General features: G+C 70.8%; 18 protein-coding genes and 1 other RNA gene. 7 read left to right on the top strand and 12 right to left on the bottom strand.

The window, feature by feature from the left end; translation table 11 throughout:
* Positions 1-67: 67 nt before the first annotated feature.
* Positions 68-1072, bottom strand: coding sequence for a LysR family transcriptional regulator (locus ACIREE_RS08510; RefSeq protein ID WP_404148137.1), 1005 nt, complete (start codon positions 1070-1072; stop codon positions 68-70).
* A gap of 83 nt (positions 1073-1155) precedes the next feature.
* Here ACIREE_RS08510 and ACIREE_RS08505 point away from each other — a divergent pair, with 83 nt between their 5' ends.
* Complete coding sequence (locus tag ACIREE_RS08505; protein ID WP_404148134.1) at positions 1156-2481, top strand: MFS transporter; 1326 nt, start codon at positions 1156-1158, stop codon at positions 2479-2481.
* 10 nt (positions 2482-2491) lie between these two features.
* Here ACIREE_RS08505 and dacB read toward each other — a convergent pair whose 3' ends face one another.
* The 7 genes from dacB to ftsE all read right to left on the bottom strand — a co-directional run bounded on the left by dacB (position 2492) and on the right by ftsE (position 9322).
* Positions 2492-4090 (bottom strand): D-alanyl-D-alanine carboxypeptidase/D-alanyl-D-alanine-endopeptidase, encoded by a 1599-nt coding sequence (gene dacB, locus ACIREE_RS08500; RefSeq protein ID WP_404148130.1) that lies wholly within the window; start codon positions 4088-4090, stop codon positions 2492-2494.
* Positions 4091-4143: 53 nt separating this feature from the next.
* Entirely contained in the window at positions 4144-5112 is a 969-nt protein-coding gene (locus ACIREE_RS08495; protein ID WP_404148127.1) for a PHB depolymerase family esterase, read from the bottom strand.
* A 190-nt stretch (positions 5113-5302) separates the two neighbouring features.
* Positions 5303-5690, bottom strand: a transfer-messenger RNA (tmRNA) gene (ssrA, locus tag ACIREE_RS08490).
* Between the two features lie 142 nt (positions 5691-5832).
* On the bottom strand, positions 5833-6384 hold the full coding sequence (gene smpB / locus ACIREE_RS08485) for an SsrA-binding protein SmpB (RefSeq protein WP_404148124.1): 552 nt from the start codon (positions 6382-6384) through the stop codon (positions 5833-5835).
* A gap of 19 nt (positions 6385-6403) precedes the next feature.
* On the bottom strand, positions 6404-7567 hold the full coding sequence (locus tag ACIREE_RS08480; protein ID WP_404148120.1) for a S41 family peptidase: 1164 nt from the start codon (positions 7565-7567) through the stop codon (positions 6404-6406).
* Between the two features lie 79 nt (positions 7568-7646).
* Positions 7647-8564: a permease-like cell division protein FtsX gene (ftsX, locus tag ACIREE_RS08475; protein ID WP_404148117.1), complete on the bottom strand. Its 918-nt coding sequence runs from the start codon at positions 8562-8564 to the stop codon at positions 7647-7649.
* Positions 8565-8632: 68 nt separating this feature from the next.
* Positions 8633-9322 (bottom strand): cell division ATP-binding protein FtsE, encoded by a 690-nt coding sequence (gene ftsE / locus ACIREE_RS08470; RefSeq protein ID WP_404148114.1) that lies wholly within the window; start codon positions 9320-9322, stop codon positions 8633-8635.
* A gap of 308 nt (positions 9323-9630) precedes the next feature.
* On the opposite strand from ftsE, the gene ACIREE_RS08465 reads away from it, so the two are divergent.
* Positions 9631-9822: a hypothetical protein gene (locus tag ACIREE_RS08465; RefSeq protein ID WP_404148111.1), complete on the top strand. Its 192-nt coding sequence runs from the start codon at positions 9631-9633 to the stop codon at positions 9820-9822.
* A 78-nt stretch (positions 9823-9900) separates the two neighbouring features.
* On the opposite strand, the gene ACIREE_RS08460 is transcribed toward ACIREE_RS08465, so the two are convergent.
* From ACIREE_RS08460 to ACIREE_RS08445, 4 genes are all read right to left on the bottom strand, one after another.
* Positions 9901-10671 (bottom strand): hypothetical protein, encoded by a 771-nt coding sequence (locus ACIREE_RS08460; RefSeq protein WP_404148109.1) that lies wholly within the window; start codon positions 10669-10671, stop codon positions 9901-9903.
* Positions 10672-11009: 338 nt separating this feature from the next.
* Positions 11010-12128, bottom strand: coding sequence for a peptide chain release factor 2 (prfB, locus tag ACIREE_RS08455; protein ID WP_404148107.1), 1119 nt, complete (start codon positions 12126-12128; stop codon positions 11010-11012).
* Positions 12129-12195: 67 nt separating this feature from the next.
* Entirely contained in the window at positions 12196-13434 is a 1239-nt protein-coding gene (locus ACIREE_RS08450; RefSeq protein WP_404148104.1) for a serine/threonine-protein kinase, read from the bottom strand.
* 144 nt (positions 13435-13578) lie between these two features.
* Positions 13579-15243: a protein kinase gene (locus ACIREE_RS08445; protein WP_404148101.1), complete on the bottom strand. Its 1665-nt coding sequence runs from the start codon at positions 15241-15243 to the stop codon at positions 13579-13581.
* Positions 15244-15667: 424 nt separating this feature from the next.
* Between ACIREE_RS08445 and ACIREE_RS08440 the strand changes: the two genes are divergently transcribed.
* The 5 genes from ACIREE_RS08440 to ACIREE_RS08420 all read left to right on the top strand — a co-directional run bounded on the left by ACIREE_RS08440 (position 15668) and on the right by ACIREE_RS08420 (position 25081).
* Positions 15668-18766 carry an FHA domain-containing protein gene (locus ACIREE_RS08440; protein ID WP_404148098.1) on the top strand — a complete coding sequence of 1033 codons (3099 nt, stop codon included), beginning with the start codon at positions 15668-15670 and terminating at the stop codon, positions 18764-18766.
* Positions 18767-18988: 222 nt separating this feature from the next.
* A complete protein-coding gene (locus tag ACIREE_RS08435) occupies positions 18989-20359 on the top strand; it encodes an ABC transporter substrate-binding protein (RefSeq protein WP_404148095.1) in 1371 nt (456 codons plus the stop codon).
* Between the two features lie 139 nt (positions 20360-20498).
* Positions 20499-21827 (top strand): carbohydrate ABC transporter permease, encoded by a 1329-nt coding sequence (locus ACIREE_RS08430; RefSeq protein ID WP_404148221.1) that lies wholly within the window; start codon positions 20499-20501, stop codon positions 21825-21827.
* Positions 21824-22705, top strand: coding sequence for a carbohydrate ABC transporter permease (locus ACIREE_RS08425; RefSeq protein WP_404148093.1), 882 nt, complete (start codon positions 21824-21826; stop codon positions 22703-22705). The genes ACIREE_RS08430 and ACIREE_RS08425 overlap by 4 nt, the downstream gene beginning before the upstream one ends.
* Positions 22706-22864: 159 nt before the next feature.
* Complete coding sequence (locus ACIREE_RS08420; protein WP_404148091.1) at positions 22865-25081, top strand: CDP-glycerol glycerophosphotransferase family protein; 2217 nt, start codon at positions 22865-22867, stop codon at positions 25079-25081.
* Positions 25082-25125 lie beyond the last annotated feature (44 nt).

Genomic DNA, 25125 nt, shown 5'->3' with positions numbered 1-25125 from the left:
GCCCCCCTTATCACACTGCACCCGGACCACGAATGTAGCGCACCGGAGTGTCAGCCGTGTCCGCCCGTCAAACGTGACTCATCATAATGAGTGCATCTGTGGCCGGTATCCACCCATTCTCGGGGCGGATGAGCCATCCTTCCTCGTCGGCAAGTGCGGCCGCGGCAGCCCTAAGTGCCTCAATTCCTGCGTGTTTACGCCCCTTTCGCCACACCAGCGACACCGGTGACAGCGGGACGGGGTCGATCAGCGGCCGGAGCACCGATCCAGGCATGGCCGGAAAATCGACGCCGACGAGGACCGGATTCCGGTACTTTGCCATGATCCGCCGGAACTCCTCCTCGCCGACGGCGAGCGGCGCGGGCGGCGCGATCGCGATACCGCGCCCGGCGAACAACTGCCGTGCCAGGTCGGTCCATTCGGGCGTACGGGGGTTGCCGGCACCGGCGTAGATCGTCTCGCCCGCGAGCCGGCCGAGCGGCACGGCGTCGAGGCCGGCCAGCGGATGGTCCACGGGGAGCATGACCGCCATCGGCTCGTACCGCATGGGCTGCTGGGCGAGGCGTTCGCGCACGGCCGGGTCGAGCCCCGCGAACCGGCCGAAGGAGACGTCGATCCGCCCGGCGAGGAGTTCGGCCGCCGCGCCGGTCAGACCGCTCTCGTAGCGGGCCATCAGCTCGTGTTCCGGGACGAGTTCGCGCGCTCGGGCGAGGACGCGTTCGTGCACGAGGCCGGGGCTGTTGACGTCGACGAGCAGCGGCCGTGCCTCGGGCGCGGACCGGGCGAAGGCGGCGAGCAGCTCGTCCTGTGCCTCGATCGCGCGCCGCGCGTAGGGCAGCAGCCGCGCACCGTCCGCGGTGAGCGTGACCTGCCGTGTGGTCCGGCCGAACAGCTCGGCTCCGAGCTCGCGTTCGAGGCGCCGGATGTCCCGGCTGAGCGCCTGCTGGGCGACGTAGAGCCGGGCGGCGGCGCGGGTGAAGTGCAGCTCGTCGGCGACGGCGAGGAACGCGCGCAGCAGGCGCGGCTCGACGTTGCGAGGAACGGCCGAGGGGGAGCTCGGGGCGGGCAGCATCGGGCGAACTTACAACAGTGGTGCGTGAATTGGCGCCGAGTAGGTGTTGGACCGCGTACGTGACCTGCGGCGACGCTCTTCACATGCCTGACGCGACCACGCCCATCACTTCAACCACGCCCCCCACCTCGACCACGGCCACGCCGCCTACGACCACCACTTCGACCACGGCCACGCCGCCTACGACCACGGCCACCGCACCTTCACCCTCCGCCGCCCCCCGGAAGATCACCTACGCCCGGCTCTTCACCATCCCCGGAGCCCGCGCCTTCACCCTCGGCAACCTGATAGCCCGCTTCCCACAGGGCATGTTCAGCATCAGCGCGGTCATCATGATCTCCGGGGCGCGGGGGTCGTACGCGCTCGCGGGTGCCGTCACCGCGACGGGCCTGGTGGCCAACGCGGTCGTCGGCCCGTGGACGGCCCGGCTCGTCGACCGTTACGGGCAGGCGCGCATCGCCGTCCCGGCCACGGTGATCTCCGCGTGCGGCTCGCTCGCCCTGCTCCTGTGCGTGCATCTCGGGGCGCCGGACTGGACCCTGTTCGCCGCGTACCTGGCATCGGCCGCCACCCCCAACACGGGCGGCATGTCCCGGGCCCGCTGGGCGCATCTGTTGAAGGGCGACGCGGACGCGCTGCACACGGCGAACTCCTTCGAGCAGGCGGCGGACGAGCTGTGCTACATGCTCGGCCCGGTGATGGCCGCCTTCTTGTGCGGATCGCTGTTTCCGGAGGCGGGCACGCTGGTCAGCGCCGTACTCATGGTGACGGGCGTGCTGATCTTCACCGCGCAGCGCGCCACGGAACCTCCGGCGCATGCGCGTACGGAGGCGACGAGAACGCCGCTACGCGCGCGTGGCATGCCGCCGCTGCTGATCGCGTTCCTCGCCATGGGTGCGATCTTCGGCTCCCTGGAGGTCGTCACGGTCGCTTTCGCGGACGCGCAGGGCCACAAGGTGTGGGCGGGCGGCATCCTGGCGCTGCAGGCGGCGGGTTCGTGCGCGGCGGGCCTCGTCTTCGGGGCGACGAAGCCGACGGGTCCCGCCGACCGGCGCCACCCGATGTGCGTCGCGGCGATGGCGGCCCTGATGACGCTGCCGCTGCTCGCGGCCGCCCTCACCGGCTCGCTCCTCGCGCTCGGCGGGGCGCTCCTGATCGCCGGAATGGCGACGGCGCCGACGATGGTGACGGGCATGACGCTGGTCCAGCGACGCACCCCCGAGGGCCAGTTGAACGAGGGCATGACGCTCGCGGTCACCGGCCTGCTCGGCGGCATCGCGTGCGGCTCGGCGACCGGTGGCGCCGCGGTGGAGCACTGGGGCCCCACCGCGGCGTACACCGTGCCGGTCGCGGCGGCGGCGACGGCACTGCTCCTGTCGCTCTACGGCTACGTACGGCGCCCCAAGTAGCCCGGGGCGCTCAGCACAGGGCGGGCTTGCGCCACGAGCACTCCAGGTTCCCGTTCCGCTCCGCGGCGGGCAGGGACCTTGCGGACTTCGGCGTGACGGCCCTCGCCTCGTTCGATGTCGACTTGGCGAGGGTCACGACGATCGCGTCCTCCAGCGGTTTCACGGAGTCGACCAGGTAGTTGTTCTGGACGACGCTGTAGACGAGTTCGCGTCCGTCGGCGTCCTTCACGTAGCCGGACAGCGCGCTGGCGCCCGTCAACGACCCTGTCTTGCCACGGGCGTTGAGGGCGGCCGGAGTGCCGCACATCCGCGACCGCAGCGTCCCGCCGACGAACCGGTCCGGGGCGCAGGCCACCGGCAGCGAGGTGTACCAGTCGGCGTACCAGGGCTCGTGCCGTACGGAGAGCAGCAGGTCGGCGATCTGCCGTGCGGCGAAGTTGTCCTTGCGCGAGAGCCCCGAGCCGTCGACCTGCCGCACCTTCGTGGCGTCCACCCCGGCGCTCTTCAGGTAGGAGGCGATGGCGGCGAGCCCGTCGCCCCAACTCCCGGCCCGGCCCGTCGACTTGTACCCCATGGCCTTGGTGAGGGCCTCGGCGTGCATGTTGTTGGAGAGCTTCATGAACGGGACGAGCAGGTCCTTCAGCGCCATGGAGTCGTGCGAGGCGACCACCTTCGCGCCGGCCGGGGTGGCGCGCCCCAGCCTGGTGGCGCCGCTCACCCGTACTCCGTGCGCGGCGAGCGCGTCGCGGAAGACGGCGGCCGCGTACCCGGTCGGCTCCCACACGGTGACCCATTCCTTGGTGGTGTCCCCGCCCACCGGCACGGTCCCGCCGACGGTGATCGTGTTGGTGCCGTGCCGCCGCTCCACGGCGACGCTGTCCGTACCCCCGGCGGCCACGGTGCTCGCCCGCACGTCGACGTGCACGTAGTCCGTCTTCGGCGTGACGCGCACGACGGGCTTCTCCCCCGCCTTCTTGTCGGGCGCGACCTCGACGATGACGGTCCCGGCGTCGTAGTCGGTGTCGGGAGCGACGCTCAGCGCCGAGATCTGGGCGGCGTAGTAGGAGGACTCGTCGTCGGCGCCCCAGGTGTCGCCCTGCCGGTGGTCGTCGAAGCGTGTGTCGTCGGCGATCAGCCGCCCGCTCACCTTCTTCACGCCGGTGGCGGCCACCTGCGCGGCGAGCTTGTCGTAGTCGGCGGCGAGCGTGGTCGGGTCGCCGGTCCCGCGCAGATACAGATCCCCGTCGAGCGCTCCGCCGCGCACCCGGTCGCCGGCCAGCACGTCGGTGGTGAACGTGTATCCGGGGCCGAGGAGTTCCATCGCCGCGGTCGACGTGGCGAGCTTGGTGTTGGAAGCGGGCATGAGCCGCCCGGTCGGATCGTGCTGGTACAGGGTCTCGCCGGTGGTGGCATCGGCGACGACGACACTCGCCGCGCCGCCCTCCATGCCCGGGTCGCCGAGGATGGTGTCGATGGCCTCGGGCAGCCCGCCGGGGACAGAGTCGGCCCCGGCGGGCGCGCCCCACGTAAGGGTGGCGGCGGCCACGCCGAGGACAGCGGGCCAGACCCATTTCCTGATCCCCGTACGGGTGTTGGCGCGTGGTGCCACGGGAGGTCCGTCAGCTCTACTCATGCGACAGGAGCATCCCGGACGCCCGCCGATCAGCCAAGACCCCACGAGTGGCCGAGGACCTGGGCGGCGCACAGATTCACATCGAGGACGTACGCCCCCGCGGTCCCGCACTGCGCCGCTCCGCTCCCCGGATCGACGGGCTGCCCGTGCCCCATCCCCGTGATGCTGTACGTCTCCACGGCCGTGGCCCCGGACGCGTCGCGGAAGACCTGGTGCGGGAACCCGGCGACGGTGTCACTCGTATCGGCGGCCTGGTCGGCGCCCCGGACGTCGGTCCACTGCTTCATCAGGTCGCTCATGTTGACGGGCTTCACGGTGTAGTCGGCGCTGCCCTGGAACACGGTCAGCCGCGGCCAGGGCCCCGTGTACCCGGGCCGCGCGGCCCGCACCCGGTCGCCCCACTGCTTCGGCGTCTGGGTGGCCCCCACGTACATGCACACGTACGGCGACCCGGCGGCCTGCGCGCACCCGTACGGCAGCCCGGCGACGACGCCACCGGCGGCGAACTTCTCCGGGTACGCGGCCATCATCACGGACGTCATGCCGCCCCCGGCGCTGAGCCCGGTCACGTAGACCCGGGAGGCGTCCCCGCCCGCGTCGGCGAGTTGCTTGTCGACCATCTGCGCGATCGACGCCGCCTCGCCCTGGCCGCGCGCGATGTCACCGGCCTGGAACCAGTTGAAGCAGGAGCTGAGGTTGTTGCCCGAGGTCTGCTGCGGCAGCACTACGGAGAACCCCCACCGATCGGCCAGGTCGGTCCATCCGCTGCCGGTGCCGTACCCGGCGGCGTTCTGCGTACAGCCGTGCAGGGCGACGACGACGGGCCGCCCGCTTGGCAGCCCGGCGGGAACGTACCGGAACATTTTCAGGGCGCCCGGGTTGGCCCCGAACCCGGTGACTTCCTGAACGGCCGGGGCGGCCTGCGCGGTGGCGGGCAGGAAGAAGGCGAGCAGCGCGGTGAACAGTGCTGCTGCTGTTGCGGCTCTGGTGTGTGTCATGAGCAGCGAAGGTAGGACCGGTCCGCGCCCCCCGATATGGGGCGGGCCCACACAACGACAAAGGCCCGACTGTGGTGACAGTCGGGCCTGAATCGCATGGGATGAGGGGGTCTGGGGGCATGCCCCCCAGAAATCCCCGACGGGACGGATTCTGCTCGCGCAGTGTGCGAGCAGAATCCATGCATCCGTCTCGTGGAGATGGCGGGAATCGAACCCGCGTCCAACGGTGCAGCAGCAGGGCTTCTCCGTGTGCAGTTCGCTGCGATTTTCTCGGCCCCGGTGATCACGCGAACAAGTCGCCGACGGGCCCAGTCACTGTTTGATTTCCCATCGAACCCCGTGACCGGGCTCGATGGTTTAGTTCCCTAGATTATGCCAGGATCCGGGTCGGGAACACCCCCGGGCTGACACCCTTTTAGGGTCCTTCAGTCGCTGTTATTAGGCAGCGAGGGCGAAGGACTGGGAATCGCTCTTGGAATTGGCGATTATTGGTTGCGACATATGGTTAACGAGATCATTGCCGCTTCCTCGACACGCTTCACCTGCTTCGACAGCCGCTGTCGAAACCGATCATCCCCATGTTGTTTTTTCAAAGTGGACCTTGCGATCCGATGTCCCTGCGGTGAGGAACAGCCCCATCGTACGTGACCAACGCAGGTCGGTGCCAGCGTATTCCTCCGGCGCCCGCCGCGAGGGCCGGTCAGCGCCTGTCAGCGCCCGTCAGCGCTCCTGTGCCCGCTGCCGCCGCTTCGCCGACGCGATGGCACGGTCCGAGTCCCGCCGGTCCTGCTGCTCGCGCAGCGTCTGCCGCTTGTCGTACTCCTTCTTGCCCTTGGCGAGCGCGATCTCGGCCTTGGCGCGGCCGTCCTTGAAGTAGATCGCGAGGGTCACGATCGTGTGCCCCGCCTCCTGCGACTTCGACTCCAGCTTGTCGATCTCGTCGCGGTGCAGGAGCAGCTTGCGCTTGCGGCGCACGGCGTGGTTGGTCCACGTGCCCTGGCTGTACTCCGGGATGTGGGCGTTGTGCAGCCACGCCTCGTTCCCGTCGATCTGGACGAAGGCGTCGGCCAGGGACGTGCGGCCCTGGCGCAGCGACTTGACCTCCGTGCCGCTCAGCACGATGCCGGCCTCGTAGGTGTCGATGATCGCGTAGTCGTGCCGCGCCTTCTTGTTCTGCGCGACGATCTTGCGCTTGCCGTCCTTCTTGCTGGACGCGTCCCCCTTGCCCTGCTTGGGCTGGGACTCCTTCGGTACGTACATTCCCTTAGCCATAGTGCTGGCCATTTTCGCACTACGAGGGGGACCCGAGGCCACTCAATACTGTCTCGCCCCTACGGAGGGCCTCGTCGTCGGCCTCGAGGTCGGGGGTGATGCCGCGGCCGTCGACGCTCCGGCCGGAGGGGGTGCGGTAGTGGCCGACGGTCAGCTCCGCGACGGAGCCGTCGGGCAGCCGGCTCGGCATCTGGACCGAGCCCTTGCCGAAGGTTCTGCTGCCCACGACGACCGCGCGGCCGCGGTCCTGGAGGGCACCGGTGAGCAGCTCGGCCGCGCTCATCGTCCCGCTGTCGACGAGCACGACCACCGGTCTGGTGGTGTCGCCGCCGCGCTCGGCGTGCAGGGCGCGCTGCGTACCGCGTACGTCGTACGTCGCCACGAGGCCGCCGTCCAGGAAGGCCGAGGCCGCGCTGACCGCCTCGGCGACCAGGCCGCCGGAGTTGCCCCGCAGATCGAGGACGATGCCCGCGCGCGCGGGTGCCTCGCGCACCGCTGTGCGCACCTTCGTACCGGCCCCCTTGGTGAAGGCGCTGACCTTCACCAGCACTGCCCCGGAGGCGAGGCGCGTGGTGGTGACGGGGTCGGTCGACAGGTTCGCGCGGCGCAGCGTCTCGCTCCACGCGCGCGTGCCGCGCTGCAGCCCGACGCGGACGGCCGTACCGGCGTGCTCGCCGCGCAGCAGACCGAGGACCTCGGTGACGGGGCGGCCGGTGACCGTCCTGCCGTCGACGGCCGCGATGCGGTCGCCCTCGCGGATCCCGGCGTCCTGCGCGGGCGAACCGGAACGGACCTTGGTGACCTGGACGTCGCCGTCGGTGCCCCGCCGCGCCCGCAGCCCGACACCGGTGTACTCGCCGTCCAGGGCCTGCTCGAACTCTTCGTACTCGCCCTGCGAGTAGACGGCGCCCCAGCGGTCGCCGCTGCGGCTGACGGCCTCTTCGGCGGCCTGCACGGGGGACTTGCCGTCCTCCATCGCCTCGGCGGCCGCCTCGGTCGGGTCGTCGTACGGGGCCTCGTGCGCGGCGACGACCGAACTGCCCGGTTCTTCCGCGGCTTTCCGGCCGTCGTCGGGCAGGGAACCGGTCGCCGCGCCGGCCGCGAGAACGCTGGCGAAGACCAATGTCAGGGCCGCCCCGCGGCCGATGCGGCGGGGCCGGGAGAACAGATCCGGGCCTGACATGTCGGTGAGTCTAGGACAACGCGGGGCGCCGTACGGGAGGTTGGCCCGCACGGCGCCCCGCGTTGCCGGGGGACTCTCGTCACACCTTCAGGTACTTGCGCAACGCGACGAAAGCGGCCAGTGCAGGCATCACGACGCTCACCGCGAGGATGAGCGGCAGCTTCGTGAGGACCGCGTCCCAGCCGATGAAGTTGATGAGCTGCAGCTTGTCGGAGAGCGCGACGCCGTTGTCGATGACGAAGTACTGACCGGCCGCCAGGAACACACAGGCGATGCCGCCGCCGATGAGTCCGGCGACCGCGGCCTCCATGATGAACGGCGCCTGGATGTAGAACCCGGACGCGCCGACAAGGCGCATGATGCCGGTCTCCCGGCGGCGGCTGAACGCGGACACCCGCACGGTGTTCACGATCAGCAGCAGTGCGACCACCAGCATCACCGCCATCACCGCGCCCGCCGCGTAGTTCAGGTAGCTGAGCAGCCGGAAGAGGTTGTCGAGCACGCCCTTCTGGTCCTGCACGGACTGCACGCCGGGCCGCCCGTTGAACGCGGTCGCGATGACCTCGTACTTCTCCGGGTCCTTGAGCTTGATCCGGTACGACTCCTGGAGCTGGTCAGGGGTGAGGGAACTGGCCAGCGGGGAGTCGCCGAACTGCTCCTTGTAGTGCTTGTACGCCTGGTCCTGGGACTCGTACGCGACCTTCTGGACGACGGCCATCTTGCCGAGGTCGGTCTGGATCTGCTTCTTCTGCTCGGCGGTGACCGGGCCCTTGGCACAGTTCGGGTCGGACTCGGAGTCTCCCTTGTTGCACAGGAAGATCGAGACGTTGACCTTGTCGTACCAGAAACCCTTCATCTGGTTGACCTGGTCGCTCATGAGCAGCGAGCCGCCGAACAGGGCGAGCGAGAGGGCCACCGAGATGATGACGGCAAAGGTCATCGTGAGATTGCGGCGGAGACCGACACCGATCTCCGACAGAACGAATTGGGCACGCATAACGCTTACTGAGCCTTTCGCAGCTTCTCTCTCGGTACTACTTAGTGCTGGTAGCCGTAGACGACTACTTAGTGCTGGTAGCCGTAGACGCCGCGTGCCTGGTCGCGGACGAGACGGCCCTTCTCCAGCTCGATGACGCGCTTGCGCATCTGGTCCACGATGTTCTGGTCGTGGGTGGCCATCACCACGGTGGTGCCCGTGCGGTTGATGCGGTCGAGCAGCTTCATGATGCCGACCGAGGTCTGCGGGTCGAGGTTGCCGGTGGGCTCGTCCGCGATCAGCAGCTTGGGCCGGTTCACGAACGCCCGCGCGATGGCCACGCGCTGCTGCTCACCACCGGACAGCTCGCCCGGCATCCGCTCCTCCTTGCCGCCGAGGCCGACGAGGTCCAGGACCTGCGGAACGGCCTTGCGGATCTCGCCCCGGGACTTCCCGATGACCTCCTGCGCGAACGCGACGTTCTCGGCGACGGTCTTGTTGGGCAGCAGGCGGAAGTCCTGGAAGACCGTGCCGAGCTGGCGACGGATCTGCGGGACCTTCCAGTTGGAGACGCGTGCGAGGTCCTTGCCCAGCACGTGCACCTGGCCGTGGCTGCACCGCTCCTCGCGCAGGATCAGCCGCAGGAACGTCGACTTGCCGGAGCCGGACGAGCCGACCAGGAAGACGAACTCACCGCGCTCGACCTCCAGGGAGACATCCCTGAGGGCGGGCCGGGTCTGCTTGGGATAGAGCTTGGAGACGTTGTCGAATCGGATCACGGGGGCGCCTCGGAGCGTCGGGGGCGTCGGGGACAGGTGAGCGTGACCATACGCGAACCGGCATGCGCGGCGCAGGCGCCGTCCCCGGTTGCGCGTTTTGTCCCGGCGTGGTGCCGGTTGTGGCGCCGGTTTTGTCCTTCCCGTGGCTGGTCAGAGACGGTCCTGGGAGCGGGCCGCGCCGAAAATCGGGGAAGCTGGCACAGTGGTAGGGGGAACGGTTGCGTTTCCCGGAGCGTTGAGCGGAGAGAACCAGTGGGAATCTGGCGTAATTTTCCGTCGGCTCCGCCGCGCGGGAGGAGGACGAGCGCATGACCTATGACCGGTTGGTGTGCGCGAACTGCGCGGCGCCCGTGAGCGAGGGCCGCTGCCCGGTGTGCCGGGCGAACCGCCAGCGACTGCAGCAGCAGAGCCCGCTGTCCGGGCTGAACCCGATGGCGTTGATCGCGCTCGTGGCCCTGCTGGTGGCGGCCGTGGCGCTGCTCGCCCATCAGACCGTCTAGCCCGCCGAGACATACGAGTCAGGGCCCGGAGCTGATCAGCTCCGGGCCCTGACTCGTATGCACTGTGTCGCTCAGGCGTTACGCCGCGGCGCCGCCGCCGCGGTTGCCGGCGAGGCGCGGCAGGAAGCGGAAGCCGACACCGCCCGCGATCATGGTCGCGGCGCCGATCAGCAGGATCGTGGTGCCGTCGGCACCGGTCTCGGCCAGCTCGCCGCCCTTGCCCTGGGCGCCGGTCTGCGCGGCCGGGGTGGAGCCGGTGTCCTGCAGGCTGTCCTTGCCCTGGCCCTGCTCGACGGGGTTGTTGTTGCCGTCGGGGTTGGTGTTGTCGCCACCGGTGGTGGAGCCGCCGCCGTTGTGGCTACCGCCGCCGTTGTCGCCGCCGTTGTCACCACCGTTGTCGCCGCCGTTGTCACCGCCGGGGTTGCCGGGGTCACCCGGGTTGCCGGGGTCGCCAGGGTCACCCGGGTCGCCGGGGTCACCCGGGTCGCCAGGGTCTCCGGGGTCACCCGGGTCACCGGGGTCTCCGGGATCACCCGGGTCGCCGGGGTCTCCCGGGTCGCCCGGGTCCCCGGGATCACCCGGGTCGCCCGGGTCAGTCGGGTCGCACTCCGGCGTCACCACGATGGTGCAGTCCGGGTCACCCGGGTCGGTCGGGTCAGTCGGGTCGTCGTCGTCCCCGAGGCTGGCACTGACACCGTCGGCCCCGGCGTGCACATCGGCACCGATGCCGAGGATGCCGATGTTCACGTCGGCGGCGGAAGCGGCACCCGCGGCGGTCAGCGACGCGCCGGCGGCGATCACCGCGCCGGCGGCTATCCGCGCTACGCGCATCCGCGTCTTCTTGGTCATATGTCTGCTACCCCCAGTAGCCAATCGTCATTGGAGCAGCGCCCGGGACCGCGTTCAAATAGGGGCAGCAGGCATCACGTTCGACCGGCCCCCGTTCACACACGTCCCACTGATACGCATGCCGCGCGCCAGCCTTCCCAGTTTTCAGTTCAACGTCAAGGTCGTTGCGTACGCGTTGCCCCGAATAGGGCGATCTGACCGTCGTACGGACATGTGACTGTGACGTAAAAGGCCGACAGACCTTCACAGTTGGGTGCCAACCGCGGAAACGACAAGGCAACTACCGCTCCGTGAGCGGCAGTTGCCTTGTCGATAAATCCCGGGTTCTACCTCCCGGGTTACTTCTCCTGCTGCTTGCGCCAGCGAATTCCGGCCTCGATGAAGCCGTCGATCTCACCGTCGAGGACGGCCTGCGGGTTGCCGACCTCGAACTCGGTGCGCAGGTCCTTGACCATCTGGTACGGGTGCAGCACGTACGAACGCATCTGGTTGCCCCAGGAGCTGCCGCCGTCTCCCTTGAGGGCGTCCATCTTGGCCCGGTCCTCCTGGCGCTGGCGCTCCAGGAGCTTGGCCTGCAGCACGTTCATCGCCGTCGCCTTGTTCTGGATCTGCGAGCGCTCGTTCTGACAGGAGACGACGATGCCGGTGGGGAGGTGGGTGAGACGGACCGCGGAGTCCGTCGTGTTGACGCCCTGGCCGCCGGGGCCCGAGGAGCGGTAGACGTCGATGCGCAGCTCGGACTCGTCGATCTCGACGTGGTCGGTCTGCTCGACCACGGGGAGCACCTCGACGCCGGCGAACGACGTCTGGCGGCGGCCCTGGTTGTCGAACGGGGAGATGCGCACCAGGCGGTGCGTGCCCTGCTCGACGGAGAGCGTGCCGTAGGCGTACGGCACCTGGACGGCGAAGGTGGTCGACTTGATGCCGGCCTCTTCCGCGTACGACGTCTCGTAGACCTCGGTCTTGTAGCCGTGGCGCTCGGCCCAGCGCAGGTACATGCGCTGCAGCTGCTCGGCGAAGTCGGCCGCGTCGACGCCGCCGGCCTCCGCGCGGATGTTGACGAGGGCCTCGCGGGAGTCGTACTCGCCGGAGAGGAGGGTGCGCACCTCCATCTCGTCGAGGGCCTTCTTCACGGAGGTCAGCTCGGACTCCGCCTCGGCGCGGGTGGCCGCTGATTCCTCCGGGTCGGATTCCTCCTCGGCCATCTCGAAGAGGACGGAGAGGTCGTCGATACGACCGCGCAGCGCCTCGGCCTTGCGGACCTCCGCCTGGAGGTGGCTCAGCTTGCTGGTGATCTTCTGCGCCGCCTCCGGGTCGTCCCACAGGGACGGCGCGGCCGCCTGCTCCTCGAGCACGGCGATATCTGCCCTCAGCTTGTCGAGGTCCAGGACGGCCTCGATCGACTCCATGGTGGAGGAGAGGGACTTCAGCTCTTCGGAAACATCGACGACTGCCACGGGACCAGCCTAACGGCTGGTGCAAGTGATCCGTTCCGGGCGGTCGGGCCCCTCCTGCTCCGGGGCCTCAGGGGTTCGCCGGAGCCGAGTTGTTGTTGTCGGTGGGCGGGGCCTCGTCGGAGCCGGAGGTGGCGGCCCAGATGCCGCCGCCGACCACCACCGCGAGGACGAGGCCGGCCACGCCCAGCGTGATGCGGCGGCGCCGCGCGGGGTGCCGGTTGCGGGCCGAGCCGGGGCGGCGGGCGCCTGCGGCGCGTGGGGCGCGGGCCGTGCCACGGGCGCCGCCCGCCAGCTCGTCCGGGGCCGGGACGCGCATCGACGTATGGGTGTCGCGGTTGGAGTCCGCGGGGGCGGCGCCGGGAACCAGGGAGACCGCGCCGCGCCGCGGCGGGGCGGGCTCGGCCGGCTCCGGCGCCGGGGCGTCCTGTGACTCATCGGGGGCCGGGTCGGTGTCGGGTTCGTCGACGTCCAGCGGGGCCATGCCCTCCAGGAGGGGTCCCAGTTCGCGCAGCCGGGCCGCCAGCTCGGAGGCCCGCAGCCGGGACGCCGGGGCCTTCGCCAGGCACTGGATCAGGAGCTGCCAGAGCTCGTCGGGGATGCCGGGGAGCGGGACGACCGTCTCCGTGACGTGGCGGCGCAGGATGGCACCGGGGTGGCCGCCGCCGAAGGGGGTGAAGCCCGCGAGGAGTTCGTAGAGGACCGTCGCGAGGGCGTAGATGTCGACCGCCGCGCGGGGCGGCAGGCCCTCGATGATCTCGGGGGCCAGGTAGTCGGGCGTGCCGATGATCTTCGTCGCGCGGGTGCGGCGCGGGGTGTCGATGAGTTTGGCGATGCCGAAGTCGGTGAGCAGGGCCGGGTGCGAGCCGCCGGGGCCGAGCGGGCCCTGCATGTCGAGCAGCACGTTCTCCGGCTTGACGTCGCGGTGCACGATGCCCGCGGCGTGCGCGGCGGCCAGTGCGTCGGCGACGTCCGCGGCGATGGCGACCGCGGACTCGGGGGCCATGCGCCGCTCGCGCTCGAGGCGGGTCCGCAGATCCGTGCCGCGGATCAGGTCCATGACCAGCGCCAGGTCGTTCCCGTCGACGACGAGGTCACGGACGCCGACCACGCGCGCGTGGTCGAGACTGAGCAGGGCGGTGCGCTCCTGGACGAAGCGGCCGACCAGCTCCTGGTCGGAGGCGAGGTCCTCGCGCAACAGTTTGATGGCGACCGGACCGTCGGGTCCGTCGCCCAGCCACACCGTGCCCGCACTGCCGCGCCCCAGGATCTGGTGTGCGGTGTACCGGCTGCCGATCTTCCGTGCCAAGACTGCTCCTACAGACGCGTGTTGGCGCCCAAGCTACGCGGCTCGGACGCCAACCAACGCATCAGCGGGGGAAATCACCCGCAGGATGTCGACAAATCTCCAACCTCACCGTTCGGTTGCCCCAATTGCTGCCGTTCAGTTGTCCTACTTGCCGCTCAGGTCGCCGATCCAGCCGGTCACCGTCGAGAACCAGTCGGAGAGCTGGGCCCAGTACCCCTTGCCGGTGCCGATCCAGTCCTGGAGCGGCGTGAACTCCCAGACCAGCCAGCTCACCACGAACAGGATCACGATCATGAACAGGCAGCCCTTGAGGCAGCCGAGCCCGGGGATCTTCATCGGGTTGGAACTGCGCCGGCGCGGCTCGCGCGGCTCCCGGGCGGGCGGGGCCTGGCGGGGCGGCGGCTCCGGCGGGGAGTACTGCTGCGGCTGCTGACGCTGGGGCGCCGCGTACTGCTGCTGCGGCTGCGGAGTCGATCGGCGCGGCTGCTGCGGTGCGTACTGCTGCGGCCTGGGCTGCTGCTGGGGGCGGGACACCTGGCGCTGCGGGCGGTGGCGCAGCGGGTCGTCGTTCGGGTCGAGATGGGACTGGACCTGCGTCTGCTCGTTGCGGTCGCGGGCCGCCCGCATCTGGTTCTGCCAGGGGTGCTGGTCGTCCGGGGTGCCGCCCTGCGGGTTCTGGCCCGGCTGGTGCGGCGGGACCGGCGGCATGACGGCGGTCGGGTCGGCGGCGCCCCGGTTCGGCAGCACGGACGTGGGGTCCGCGTCGCCGTACTGGTTGGGCTGGCCGGCCTGGTTCCCCTGCTGCTGCATGACGCTGGTCGCCGCGTTCGGGTCGTACGACGCGGCGTTGCTCGGCAGCACCTGGGTCGGGTCGGCGGCGCCGGGGACCTGCGCGGGGTCGGGATCCGGCATCAGCAGGATGCCCACGCCCTCGGCGGCGGCGATCTGCGCGCTGTTGGCGTGCACACCGATGCCCTCGGCGACGGTGCGCAGACCCCGCGCGAGGTTCTCGGCACTCGGCCGGTCGTCGGGGTTCTTGCGCAGGCAGCGCTCTATGACCGTCCACAGCGGGTCGGGGACCGTCGAGGGGCGGCGCGGTTCGGCGCTGAGGTGCTGGTGCAGGACTTCCAGGGCGGAGCCGCCGGAGAACGGCGGGCGGCCCGTGACCAGTTCGTAGAGCAGGATGCCCGCGCCGTAGATGTCGACGGCGCTGGTCTGCGGGCGCCCCTCGGCGGACTCCGGCGCCACATAGGCGGGCGTGCCGACGAACTCGTGGGTGCGGGTCAGCCCCGGGGAGTCGGCGAGGCGCGCGATGCCGAAGTCGGTGAGCATCGGGTGCATCCCCGCGTCGTCCTGTTTGAGCAGCACGTTGGCGGGCTTCAGGTCGCGGTGCACGACGCCGTCGGCGTGGCTGGCGGCGAGCGCGTCGGCGATCTGGGCGGTGAGCAGCGCGGCGGCGACCGGCGAGAACGGGCCGTTCTCGCGCAGGTAGCGGTGCAGGTCCGGGCCGTCGACCAGGTCCATCACGAGGGCGAGCAGTTCGCCCTCGACGACCAGGTCGCGGGTGCGCACGATGTTCGGGTGGGTGAGGCGGAGCAGGACGGAGCGCTCGCGCAGGAAGCGCATCACCACGTCCGCGTCGTTCGCCAGCTCTTCCTTGAGGACCTTGATCGCGACGGTCTCGCCGGGCTGCCCGGCGACGGCCGCCTCGGCGCCCGCGGTCTCGCGCTGGCGGGCTCGCCAGACGGTGCCCGTGGCGCCGCGTCCGAGCGGCTCCTCGAGCAGGTACTTGCTCCCTACCGGCCGCACGTCATGCGCTCCCTGCATCGGTACTTGCTTGGTCTGCCCGGTCCCGGGTGTCGCGACCCACTCTAGTGGCGGGCCCCCGTAGTACCGGCTGTCGATCCTCTTTGGCCTTTCCTGACCACATTCCGTGGCCGAGACCCCCGGCAAACCCGTGTTCGACGAGAAGACGCATACGCCGTGCTCTTGGTTGCCGCACGACGACGTGACTGATCTCAAGCGGCATCCAGGAGGCACGCAGCAGGCACTTTTGCGGGCAGAGCCGACCAATCAAGATCACTTACGGGTGGGTGCCGGGCGTGTTGTCGGTGGCAGGTGCGAGGATGCCTCCAGCACTGGCTGACGTGCCCGTAGCAATGGGGGAATCTGCGGTGGGGGACCGCGGGCTGTCCCGTTCCGGGCGCCCGCGCAGAAGGGACCGCAGACGGCGATGCAGATCCGCCTTACCGTCGTAGACCCCCTGGGCACGCGCCCCGACGCGTCCGCGCGCGCAGGAGCCGCGGGCAGCGCGGTGGACGTGCTGGTCACCGCGCCGAGCGGCACCGCGCTCGCCGCCGTCGCCTCGGGCCTCGCCACCGCGGTCGCGGGCGGCGACGCCCCCTCCTCCGTCCTGTACGCGGGCGCCGAGCGGCTCGACGCGCAGCGCTGCCTACTGGGCGACCCGCCGCTGACCGACGGAGCGGTGCTCTCCCTGGGTGCCCCCACGGATCCAGGACCGGAGCCGGACGGCGCGGCGGCGCAGTTGCACGTGGTGGCCGGTCCGGACGCGGGCGGCGTCCATCTGCTGCACGGCGGGCAGATCCGCGTCGGCCGCTCCGCCGACGCGGACGTGCCGCTCGACGACCCGGACGTGTCGCGGCTGCACTGCGCGGTGACGCTGGCCGCCGACGGCCAGGTCTCGGTGATGGATCTGGGCTCGACGAACGGGACGACGGTCGACGGCCGCCCCCTCGGCGAGCGTCCCGTGCGCCTGGCCCCCGGCACCCTGTTGCGTCTCGGCGAGTCGGCGCTGCGGGTCGTGGTCGCGGGTGACGCGGCCCGCCCGGCCCCGGTGGACACGGCGCCCGACGGCGAGGGGCACGTGCGCATCGCCTTCGGCGCGGCGGAGCCCGCGAAGAAGCCAGGCGACACCGCTGCCGTCACCCCGGGCGAGACCCGGCACGCGTACGGGGACGCCTCCTGGGGCGCCGCCGGCGAGAGCCAGCCGCAGGGCGCCGAGCCCATGGTCCCCGAGCAGGGCGGGGCCCCCGACCTGGAGCAGACGCGGTCCGGTACGCCGCCCCGTGGCACCACGCTGCCCCGCAGCACCCCGCGCCGCCGTGGGGGCCTCGGGCGGCTGCTGCGGCGCGGCCGCGACGAGCAGGACCAGCAGCACGAGATCCACGAGCCGTACGTGCTGCGCACTCCGCACACCCCCGAGTCCTACGAGGACGGGCCTGATCCGGCGCCGCTCCCCGGGCCTCCCGCCGCTGCCGAGACCTGGCCCGACGCCGCCGCGCTGCTGCTCACCGCGCTCGGCCCCGGACCCAGGCTGTGGGAGCGCGGCCCCGGGCATCCGGAGGCGCTGGCCGTGCGGCTCGGCACCGTGGACCGCGCGGGCCCCGGCGGCGGTGGGGTGCTGCCCGCGGTTCCGGTGACCGTGGGGCTCGCCGAGGCGGGCGCGCTGGGTCTGGCGGGGCCGCGGGAGCGCCTTGCGGGGTTGGCCCGCTGCGCCCTCGCCCAGCTCGCCGCGCTGCACGCGCCGGACGGCCTGGAGATCGTGCTGATCGCCACGGACCGGGCGAGGACCGCGGAGCAGCGCGTCGCCGACTGGTCCTGGCTCGGCTGGCTGCCGCATGTGCGCCCGGCTCACGGTCAGGACTGCCGGCTGCTGCTCGCGTACGACCGTGAGCAGGCGGCGGCCCGCACCGGCGAGCTGCTGCGCCGCCTCGACGATCACGCGGCGGGGCTGCGCCCCGGCCGTGCCGGGTCGGCGGGCGGCGAGGCCGTCGCCGTCTCCACGGTGGTCGTCGTCGACGGCGACCCCGGGTCGGCCACCCTGCGGGAGGCCACCGTGCGGCTCGCCGCCGACGGGGCTCCGGCCGGGATCCACGTGCTGTGTCTGGCGGAGGCGCCGGCCACCTCGCCCGCGTCGCCCGTCTCCGAGACGTACGAGGCGGCGTGCGCGCACAGCCCGGCGCTCCGCGCGTGCGGCGCGGTGGCCCTGCTCAGCGGGGACGTGGCGACGGCGCTGCGGCTGCACCGGGCGGCTCGCGGGCAGCTCGTCGGGCAGGGCACCGTCGCCGCGGTGGACGCCGTCTCGCGTCCCTGGGCGGAGCGTTTCGCTCGGGCGCTCGCCCCGCTGCGTACGGACACGGCGACCGGTTCCGGCGCCCGGCAGGCCCGCGTATCCGCTCCGCTGCCGCAACTGGCGCGGCTGCTGGACGAGTTGGGGCTCGCGCGGGCCACACCGGCGTCCTTGATGGCCCGTTGGGCCGCCGCCGCGGACGATCCGGGTTCGCTGGGCGGCCGGGTGTGGGCGGTGCTCGGGGCGGGGCCGCGCGGTCCCGTCGCCGTCGACCTGGCCGCCGAAGGACCCCATCTGCTGATCGAGGGGCCCGCGGGCAGCGGCCGTACGGAGCTGCTGCGCTCGGTCACCGCGTCCCTGGCCGCGGCCGAGCGGCCGGACCGGCTCGGCGTCGTGCTCGTCGACGGGCAGGCCGACGGCACGGGCGGCGAGCGCGGTGAGCGGATCGGCGGGCTGCGCGTGTGTACCGATCTGCCGCACGTCACCACGCATCTCGCCGCCAACGACCCGGTCCGCATGCGGGAGTTCGCCCAGTCACTGACGACGGAGCTGAAGCGGCGGGCCGAGCTCATAGGGCGTACGCACTTCACGGAGTGGCACACCCAGCGGGCCGTCTCGGGGCGGATGATCGCCCAGCGCGTCGCTCCGTCACCGGCCGGCGGCGCCGGTGATCTGGAGGCGCCGCCGAGCTCCACGATCCGGCTGCGGCCCGGCGGGGCGCGGGAGAAGACGGAGCCCGCGCCTCCGCTGCCGCGGCTCGTGGTCGTGGTCGACGATCTGGACGCGTTGCTCGCGCCGCCGCTCGGCTCGCCGGGGCGGCCCGCCGCCGGGTCGGTCGTACGGGCCCTGGAGGCCGTGGCACGGGACGGGGAGCGGCTCGGTGTGCATCTCGTCGCGGCGTTCGCCTCCGGCGCGGCGCCGGGGTGGACGGCGCGGCCGCTGGTGGTGCTCGACCCGGTCGGGTCCGACGCGGAGGATCCCGCGCCGGGGCGCGGGCTGCTGCACGGGGCCGACGGCCGGGACGTGGGCCTGCAGGCGGGGCGGGTGACCGGGCGGATTCCGCGGACGGCCACACAGCGGCCCACTGTGGTCGCCCTCGACTGGGCGCGGATGGGCGACCCGCCGGACCGCCGCCCCGTAAGGGAGTTGGGGAACGGGCCGACCGATCTCGCCCTGCTGGCCAGCGCGTTGGAGCGGGCCGCCCGGTCCGTTGCGGCGCAGGAGGTGCCGTCGCTGTTGTGAGGCCTCTGGGGCGGTTCGGGTAGCCGCCGCCCGGAATCCGCATCGGGCGGCTTGCCCCAACTTCCGTACCCCCCAATTGCGTTGACTCATCACGACCCCGTCACGATCATCGTCCTGACACCACGGGCACTCTTGCCGGTTATCCCTGGTCGGGCGTAGACCAGTGCGCACGGACACCGCTCAGTACGTACGTTCAGCGTTCAGGACGAGAACGGGGCAGCGATGCGCAGCACTCTTCGTACACCCATATTCCGCCGAGCCCTCGTGGCCGTGGCCGTGGGGTCACTGGCCCTTGGGCTCACTTCCTGCGGGGACGACAAGAAGGACGACAAGTCGAGCGGGGACAACAGCAGCAAGTCGCCCGCCTCCGGTGTCCAACTGCCGAAGCTGGACGGTCAGTCGCTGGAGATCGCCGCGGTGTGGACCGGCGACGAGCAGAAGAACTTCAAGCAGGTCCTGGCAGAGTTCGAGAAGCGGACGGGCGCGAAGGTCACCTTCGTACCGGCGCAGGACCCCATCATCAACTTCCTGGGGTCGAAGGTGGCGGGCGGCGCCCCGCCGGACATCGCGATGCTGCCGCAGCCCGGCGCGATCAAGCAGGCCGTCGACAAGAAGTGGGCCAAGCCGCTCGGCGCGGACGCCCAGGCCCAGCTCACCAAGAACTACAGCGCGGGCTGGCAGGAGTTGGGGAAGGTCGACGGGAAGCAGTACGCGGCCTATTACAAGGCCGCCAACAAGTCGCTGGTCTGGTACAACGCCAAGGCGTTCGACAACGCGGCGGCGAAGGTGCCGAAGACCTGGGACGAGTTCCTGGCGACCGCGCAGACCATCTACGACTCCGGTGTGACGCCCGTGTCGATCGGCGGGGCCGACGGCTGGCCGCTGACCGACTGGTTCGAGAACATCTACCTCTCCCAGGCGGGCCCGGAGAAGTACGACCAGCTGGCCAAGCACGAGATCAAATGGACGGATCCGTCCGTCAAGCAGGCGCTGACCACGCTCGCGCAGCTGTGGGGCAAGAGCGACTTCATCGCGGGCGGCAACAAGCAGGCCGTGCAGACCGAGTTCACGAAGTCGGTCGAGCAGACCTTCACCGGCGGCGACCAGCCGAAGGCCGCCATGGTCTACGAGGGCGACTTCGCGCAGGTCAACATCGAGCAGACGAAGGCGAAGATCGGGACGGACGCGAAGGTGTTCCCGTTCCCGGCGGTCGGCGACAAGGCGCCGGTGGTCAGCGGCGGTGACGCGGCGGTGATCCTGAAGGACTCCAAGGCGTCGCAGGCCCTGGTGACGTGGCTGGCCTCGCCCGAGGCGGCGACGATCCAGGCCAAGCTGGGCGGCTACCTCTCCCCCAACAAGAACGTCGACCTGTCGGCGTACCCGAACGAGGTGCAGCGCACGATCGCCAAGGCGCTGGTCGACTCCGGCGACGACTTCCGCTTCGACATGTCGGACCAGACCCCGCAGGCGTTCGGCGGCACGCCCGGCAAGGGCGAGTGGAAGGATCTCCAGGACTTCCTGGTGAATCCGAAGGACATCGCGGGCACCCAGCGGACGCTGGAGGCCGACGCGGCCAAGGCGTACAAGGACTGACGCGGCGATGACACCGGCCGCCGACGGCGGGGGCCCGGACCGCGCCGCCAAGTCGCAGGACAGCTCAGGCGACTTGGCGGCCCCGCCCGGGCCCGCCGGCAACGCGAAATCCGACAAGCCCCCACGACGCTTCAAGAGCGTGACCGGTACCCGTAGAACGGTCGCGCTGCTGTTCCTGCTGCCCGCGCTGGTGCTGCTCGGCGCGCTGGTCGTGTATCCCATCGGGTACTCGGTCGTGCGCAGCTTCTTCGACACCACGGGCAGTTCGTTCATCGGGTTCGACAACTACGAGACGCTGTTCACCCGCAGCGACACCAAAGCCGCGATCAACAACAACCTCTTCTGGGTGGTGCTCGCCCCGACGGTCGCCACGGCGCTCGGCCTGATCTTCGCCGTGCTGACGGAGCGCATCCGCTGGGGCACCGCGTTCAAGCTGGTCGTCTTCATGCCGATGGCGATCTCGATGCTGGCCGCGGGCATCATCTTCCGGCTCGTCTACGACCAGGACCCGGAGAAGGGCGCGGTGAACGCGGTCGTGGTCGGCGTCCACGACACGTTCGCCCAGTCGTCCGCCTTCCCGAAGGCGCATCCGCGGCCGAACGGAACGCTCGCCGGGAAGAGCGGCGGCCCGTTCCTCACCAAGGAGCCGGTGCGGGCCGGGCAGCCGATGAAGCTCGCGCTCGTCGGGGTCGCCGCCGACCAGATGCCGAAGGACGCCGAGCCGGCGAAGGAACCGCGCAACGCGCGGGACGAGGTCACCGGCACCGTCTGGCAGGACTTCACCCTCGGCAAGGGCGCGGGCGGCCTGAACGGGATCGACTCCTCCGAGGTCGGCTATCCGGGCATGCGGATCGAGGCCGTCAAGGACGGCAAGGTGGTGGCCTCCACATCGGCCGCGGCCGACGGCACGTTCAGCCTGCCCGCGAAGGCCGACGGCGCTCAACTCCGGTTGCCCGCCTCGAACTTCGTGGAGCCCTACAACGGCGTCGACTGGCTCGGCGACAAGAAGTTCTTCACCGTCCACCTCGGCGGATTCGACCTCTACCTGAACATCGTGACGACCTCGATCATGGTCTCGTACGTGTGGATGTGGGCCGGCTTCGCGATGGTGCTGATCGGCGCCGGACTCGCCAGCATCCCCAGGGAACTGCTGGAAGCGGCCCGGGTCGACGGGGCGACGGAGTGGCAGGTGTTCCGGCGGGTCACGGTGCCGCTGCTCGCGCCGGTGCTCGCCGTCGTCATGGTGACGCTGATGATCAACGTCCTGAAGATCTTCGACCTGATCTTCATCATCGCGCCCGGCTCCTCGCAGGACGACGCCAACGTACTGGCGCTGCAGCTGTACCGGTCGGCGTTCAGCGAGGGCAACGAGGGCCTGGCCAGCGCGATCGCGGTCCTGCTGCTGCTCCTCGTGATCCCGGTGATGTGGTTCAACATGCGGCGACTTCGGCGGGAGGCACGACGATGACCACCGTCGACGAGACAGTGAAGAAACCGCGGTCGTTCGCGAGCCGCGTCACCGAGAAGGTCGGCGGCGGCTTCCTGCAGTTCGTCCTCATCCTGGTGGGCGCGCTGTGGCTGGTGCCGACGGTGGGGCTGCTGCTCTCCTCGCTGCGCAGCCCGGAGGACATGGCGGCGAGCGGCTGGTGGAAGGTGTTCAGCAAGCCCTCGCAGCTCACCTTCGACAGCTACAGCAGCCTTCTGGAGAATTCCGACGTCACCAAGTCCCTGGTCAACACGGCCCTGATCACGGTGCCGGCGACGCTGCTCGTCATCGTCATCGGCTCGCTGGCCGGGTACGCGTTCGCGTGGATGGAGTTCCCTGGCCGCGACTGGTGGTTCCTGATCGTGGTGGGCCTGCTTGTGGTGCCGGTACAGCTCGCGCTGGTGCCGATCGCCAAGCTCTTCGGCGACATCGGGATCTTCGGCTCGCTCTTCGGCGTGATCCTCTTCCACGTCGGGTTCGGGCTGCCGTTCGCGGTGTTCCTGCTACGGAACTTCTTCGCGGAGATCCCACGCGAACTCCTGGAGGCCGCGCGCCTCGACGGCGCGGGTGAGCTGCGCCTGTTCGTCCGCGTCGTGATGCCGCTGGGCGGTCCGGCGATCGCCTCGCTCGGCATCTTCCAGTTCCTGTGGGTGTGGAACGACATGCTGGTCGCGCTGATCTTCACGGACACCGACAGCCAGCCGATCACGGTCGCCCTGCAGACGCAGGTACGGCAGTTCGGCAACAACGTCGACGTGCTCGGTCCCGGCGCGTTCATCTCGATGGTGATCCCGCTGGCCGTGTTCTTCGCGTTCCAGCGCCAGTTCGTGTCCGGGGTGATGGCGGGCGCGGTGAAGTAGCGAACGAACGATCATGCGGCATCGAGGGGCGGGCCAGGGAACCACGGCCCGCCCTTCCCCTTCGCACGTACGTCCCCCGTCTGCCACATCCGGCGTAACCGAACACTCCGTCGGGCGTTCCCGGGCAGTATGCCCGTGTCGACCCCTGGATGTGCCGTCTTGCCCCGGTTCAGTGTCATCGTCCCCGCGTACAAGGTGCAGGCATACCTGCACGCATGCCTCGCGTCGGTTCTGGAGCAGTCCTTCACCGACCTCGAAGTGATCGCGGTGGACGACTGCTCGCCGGACGCCTGCGGGGCGATCATCGACGAGTTCGCGACGCTCGACCCGCGCGTCAGACCGGTCCACCTCGACGAGAACGTCGGCCTCGGCCGCGCCCGCAACGCGGGCCTGCTGCACGCCACCGGCGAATACGTCCTGTTCCTCGACAGCGACGACACCCTGACACCGGGCTCGCTGCGGGCGATCGCGGACCGCGTCGAGGAGACCGGCTCCCCCGACGTCCTGCTCTACGACTACGCGCGCACCTTCTGGGACGGCCGCGAGGTCCGCAACCAGTACGCGCACCTGCTCACCCAGGAAGGCCCGGTCTCCTTCCAACTCCTCGACAGGCCCGATCTGTTGAGGCTGCTGATGGTGGTGTGGAACAAGGCGTACAACCGGGAGTTCATCGAGCGGGAGGGCTTCGCGTTCCCTCCCGGTTACTACGAGGACACCCCGTGGACCTACCCAGTACTGATGGCCTCCGAGACCATCGCGACCCTGGACCGGGTCTGCGTCCACTACCGGCAGAGACGTCAGGGCAACATTCTGGGTACGACCTCCCGCAAGCACTTCGACATCTTCGACCAGTACGAGCGCGTCTTCGAGTTCCTCGAACAACATCCCGACCTGGACGCCGAGTGGCGCGCGGTCATCTTCCGGCGCATGGTCGACCACCTGTCCACCATCTTCACCAAGCGAGGGCGGCTGCCGCGCCGCAGCCGAGCCGAGTTCCTGCGCAGGGCCCGCACGCTCTACGCCCGGTACCGGACCGTCGGGGCGCGCGTCCCGGCCCGTACCCGCATGCGGCACGCCCTGATCCGCCTCGGCTCGCACCGCACGTACCGCACCCTGTGGACGGTCCTGCGCGTCCAACGGCGCGTGAGCCGGTACGCCGCCCTGACCCGCCGCAACCTCAGAGCCGGCGCCCTGCAGTTCCACTACCGCGTCCAGCTCCGGCTTCCCGTACGGGAGAACGAGGCCGTCTTCGCCAGTTACTGGGGACGCGGCCACAGCTGCAACCCGGGCGCGCTGGAGGAGGCGTTCCGCGCGTACGCCCCGCAGGTGCGCACGGCCTGGATCGCGCGCCCCGAGCACCACCACACGATCCCGGCGGCCACCCGCCGGCTCACCCCCGGCACGGCCGCGTACTGGACGGCGCTCGCCCGCTCCAAGTACCTGGTCAACAACGTCAACTTCGACCGGCGCCTGATCAAGCGCCCCCGCCAGATCCTGATCCAGACCCAGCACGGCACCCCGCTGAAGAAGATGGGCCTGGACCTCCAGGACCATCCCGCGGCCGCCCGCGACACGGACTTCGGGCAGCTGATGCGCAGCGTCGACAAGTGGGACTACGTCCTGTCCTCCAACCGGCACTCGACCCTGGTCTGGGAGCGGGTCTTCCCGTCCTCGTACACGACGCTCGAATACGGCTATCCACGCAACGACCGCTTCCTCCGGGCGACGGCGGAGGAGGTCGCGCGTCTCCGCGAGACGCTCGGCATCCCGCGCGACACGATCGCGATCCTGTACGCCCCCACGCACCGCGACTACCGGGCCACCCAGCGCCTCACGCTGGACCTGGAGCGGATGCTGCGTACGCTCGGCCCGCGCTTCGTGATCCTCGCCCGCTCGCACCACGAGTACGAGGCGCCGCCCGCCCCGGCAGGGGGCGGCCGCGTCATCGACGTGACGGACCACCCGAGCGTCGAGTCCCTCTGTCTCGCCTCGGACGCGCTGGTCACGGACTACTCGTCCCTGATGTTCGACTACGCCTGCCTCGACCGGCCGCTGGTGATCCACGCCGATGACTGGGAGGCGTACGAGGCGGCCCGCGGCACCTACTTCGATCTGCGGTCCTTCCCGCCGGGCGCGGTGGCCCGCTCCGAGGACGAGCTGATCGACATCTTCGCCACCGGGCACTGGCGCGGCTCGCGCTCCGCGCAGCTGCGGGCCGCGTTCCGCGAGCGGTTCTGCGCGTACGACGACGGGCGAGCGGGCGAGCGTGTGGTGCGGCGTCTGGTGCTCGGCGAGACCGTCGCCGCGCCGTCGCCCGCGTCCGGCGCGACGCACCGGATCCCCGAACCACCCGGCGCGGCTCTTCCCCACCCCTGAAAACCCCAGAATCCCCTGAAACCCCACATCGATCCGGGAGTTGA

The sequence above is a fragment of the Streptomyces sp. NPDC102467 genome (genome assembly GCF_044765445.1).
Lineage (GTDB): Bacteria > Actinomycetota > Actinomycetes > Streptomycetales > Streptomycetaceae > Streptomyces.
This window is presented reverse-complemented; position numbering and strand designations above follow the sequence as displayed.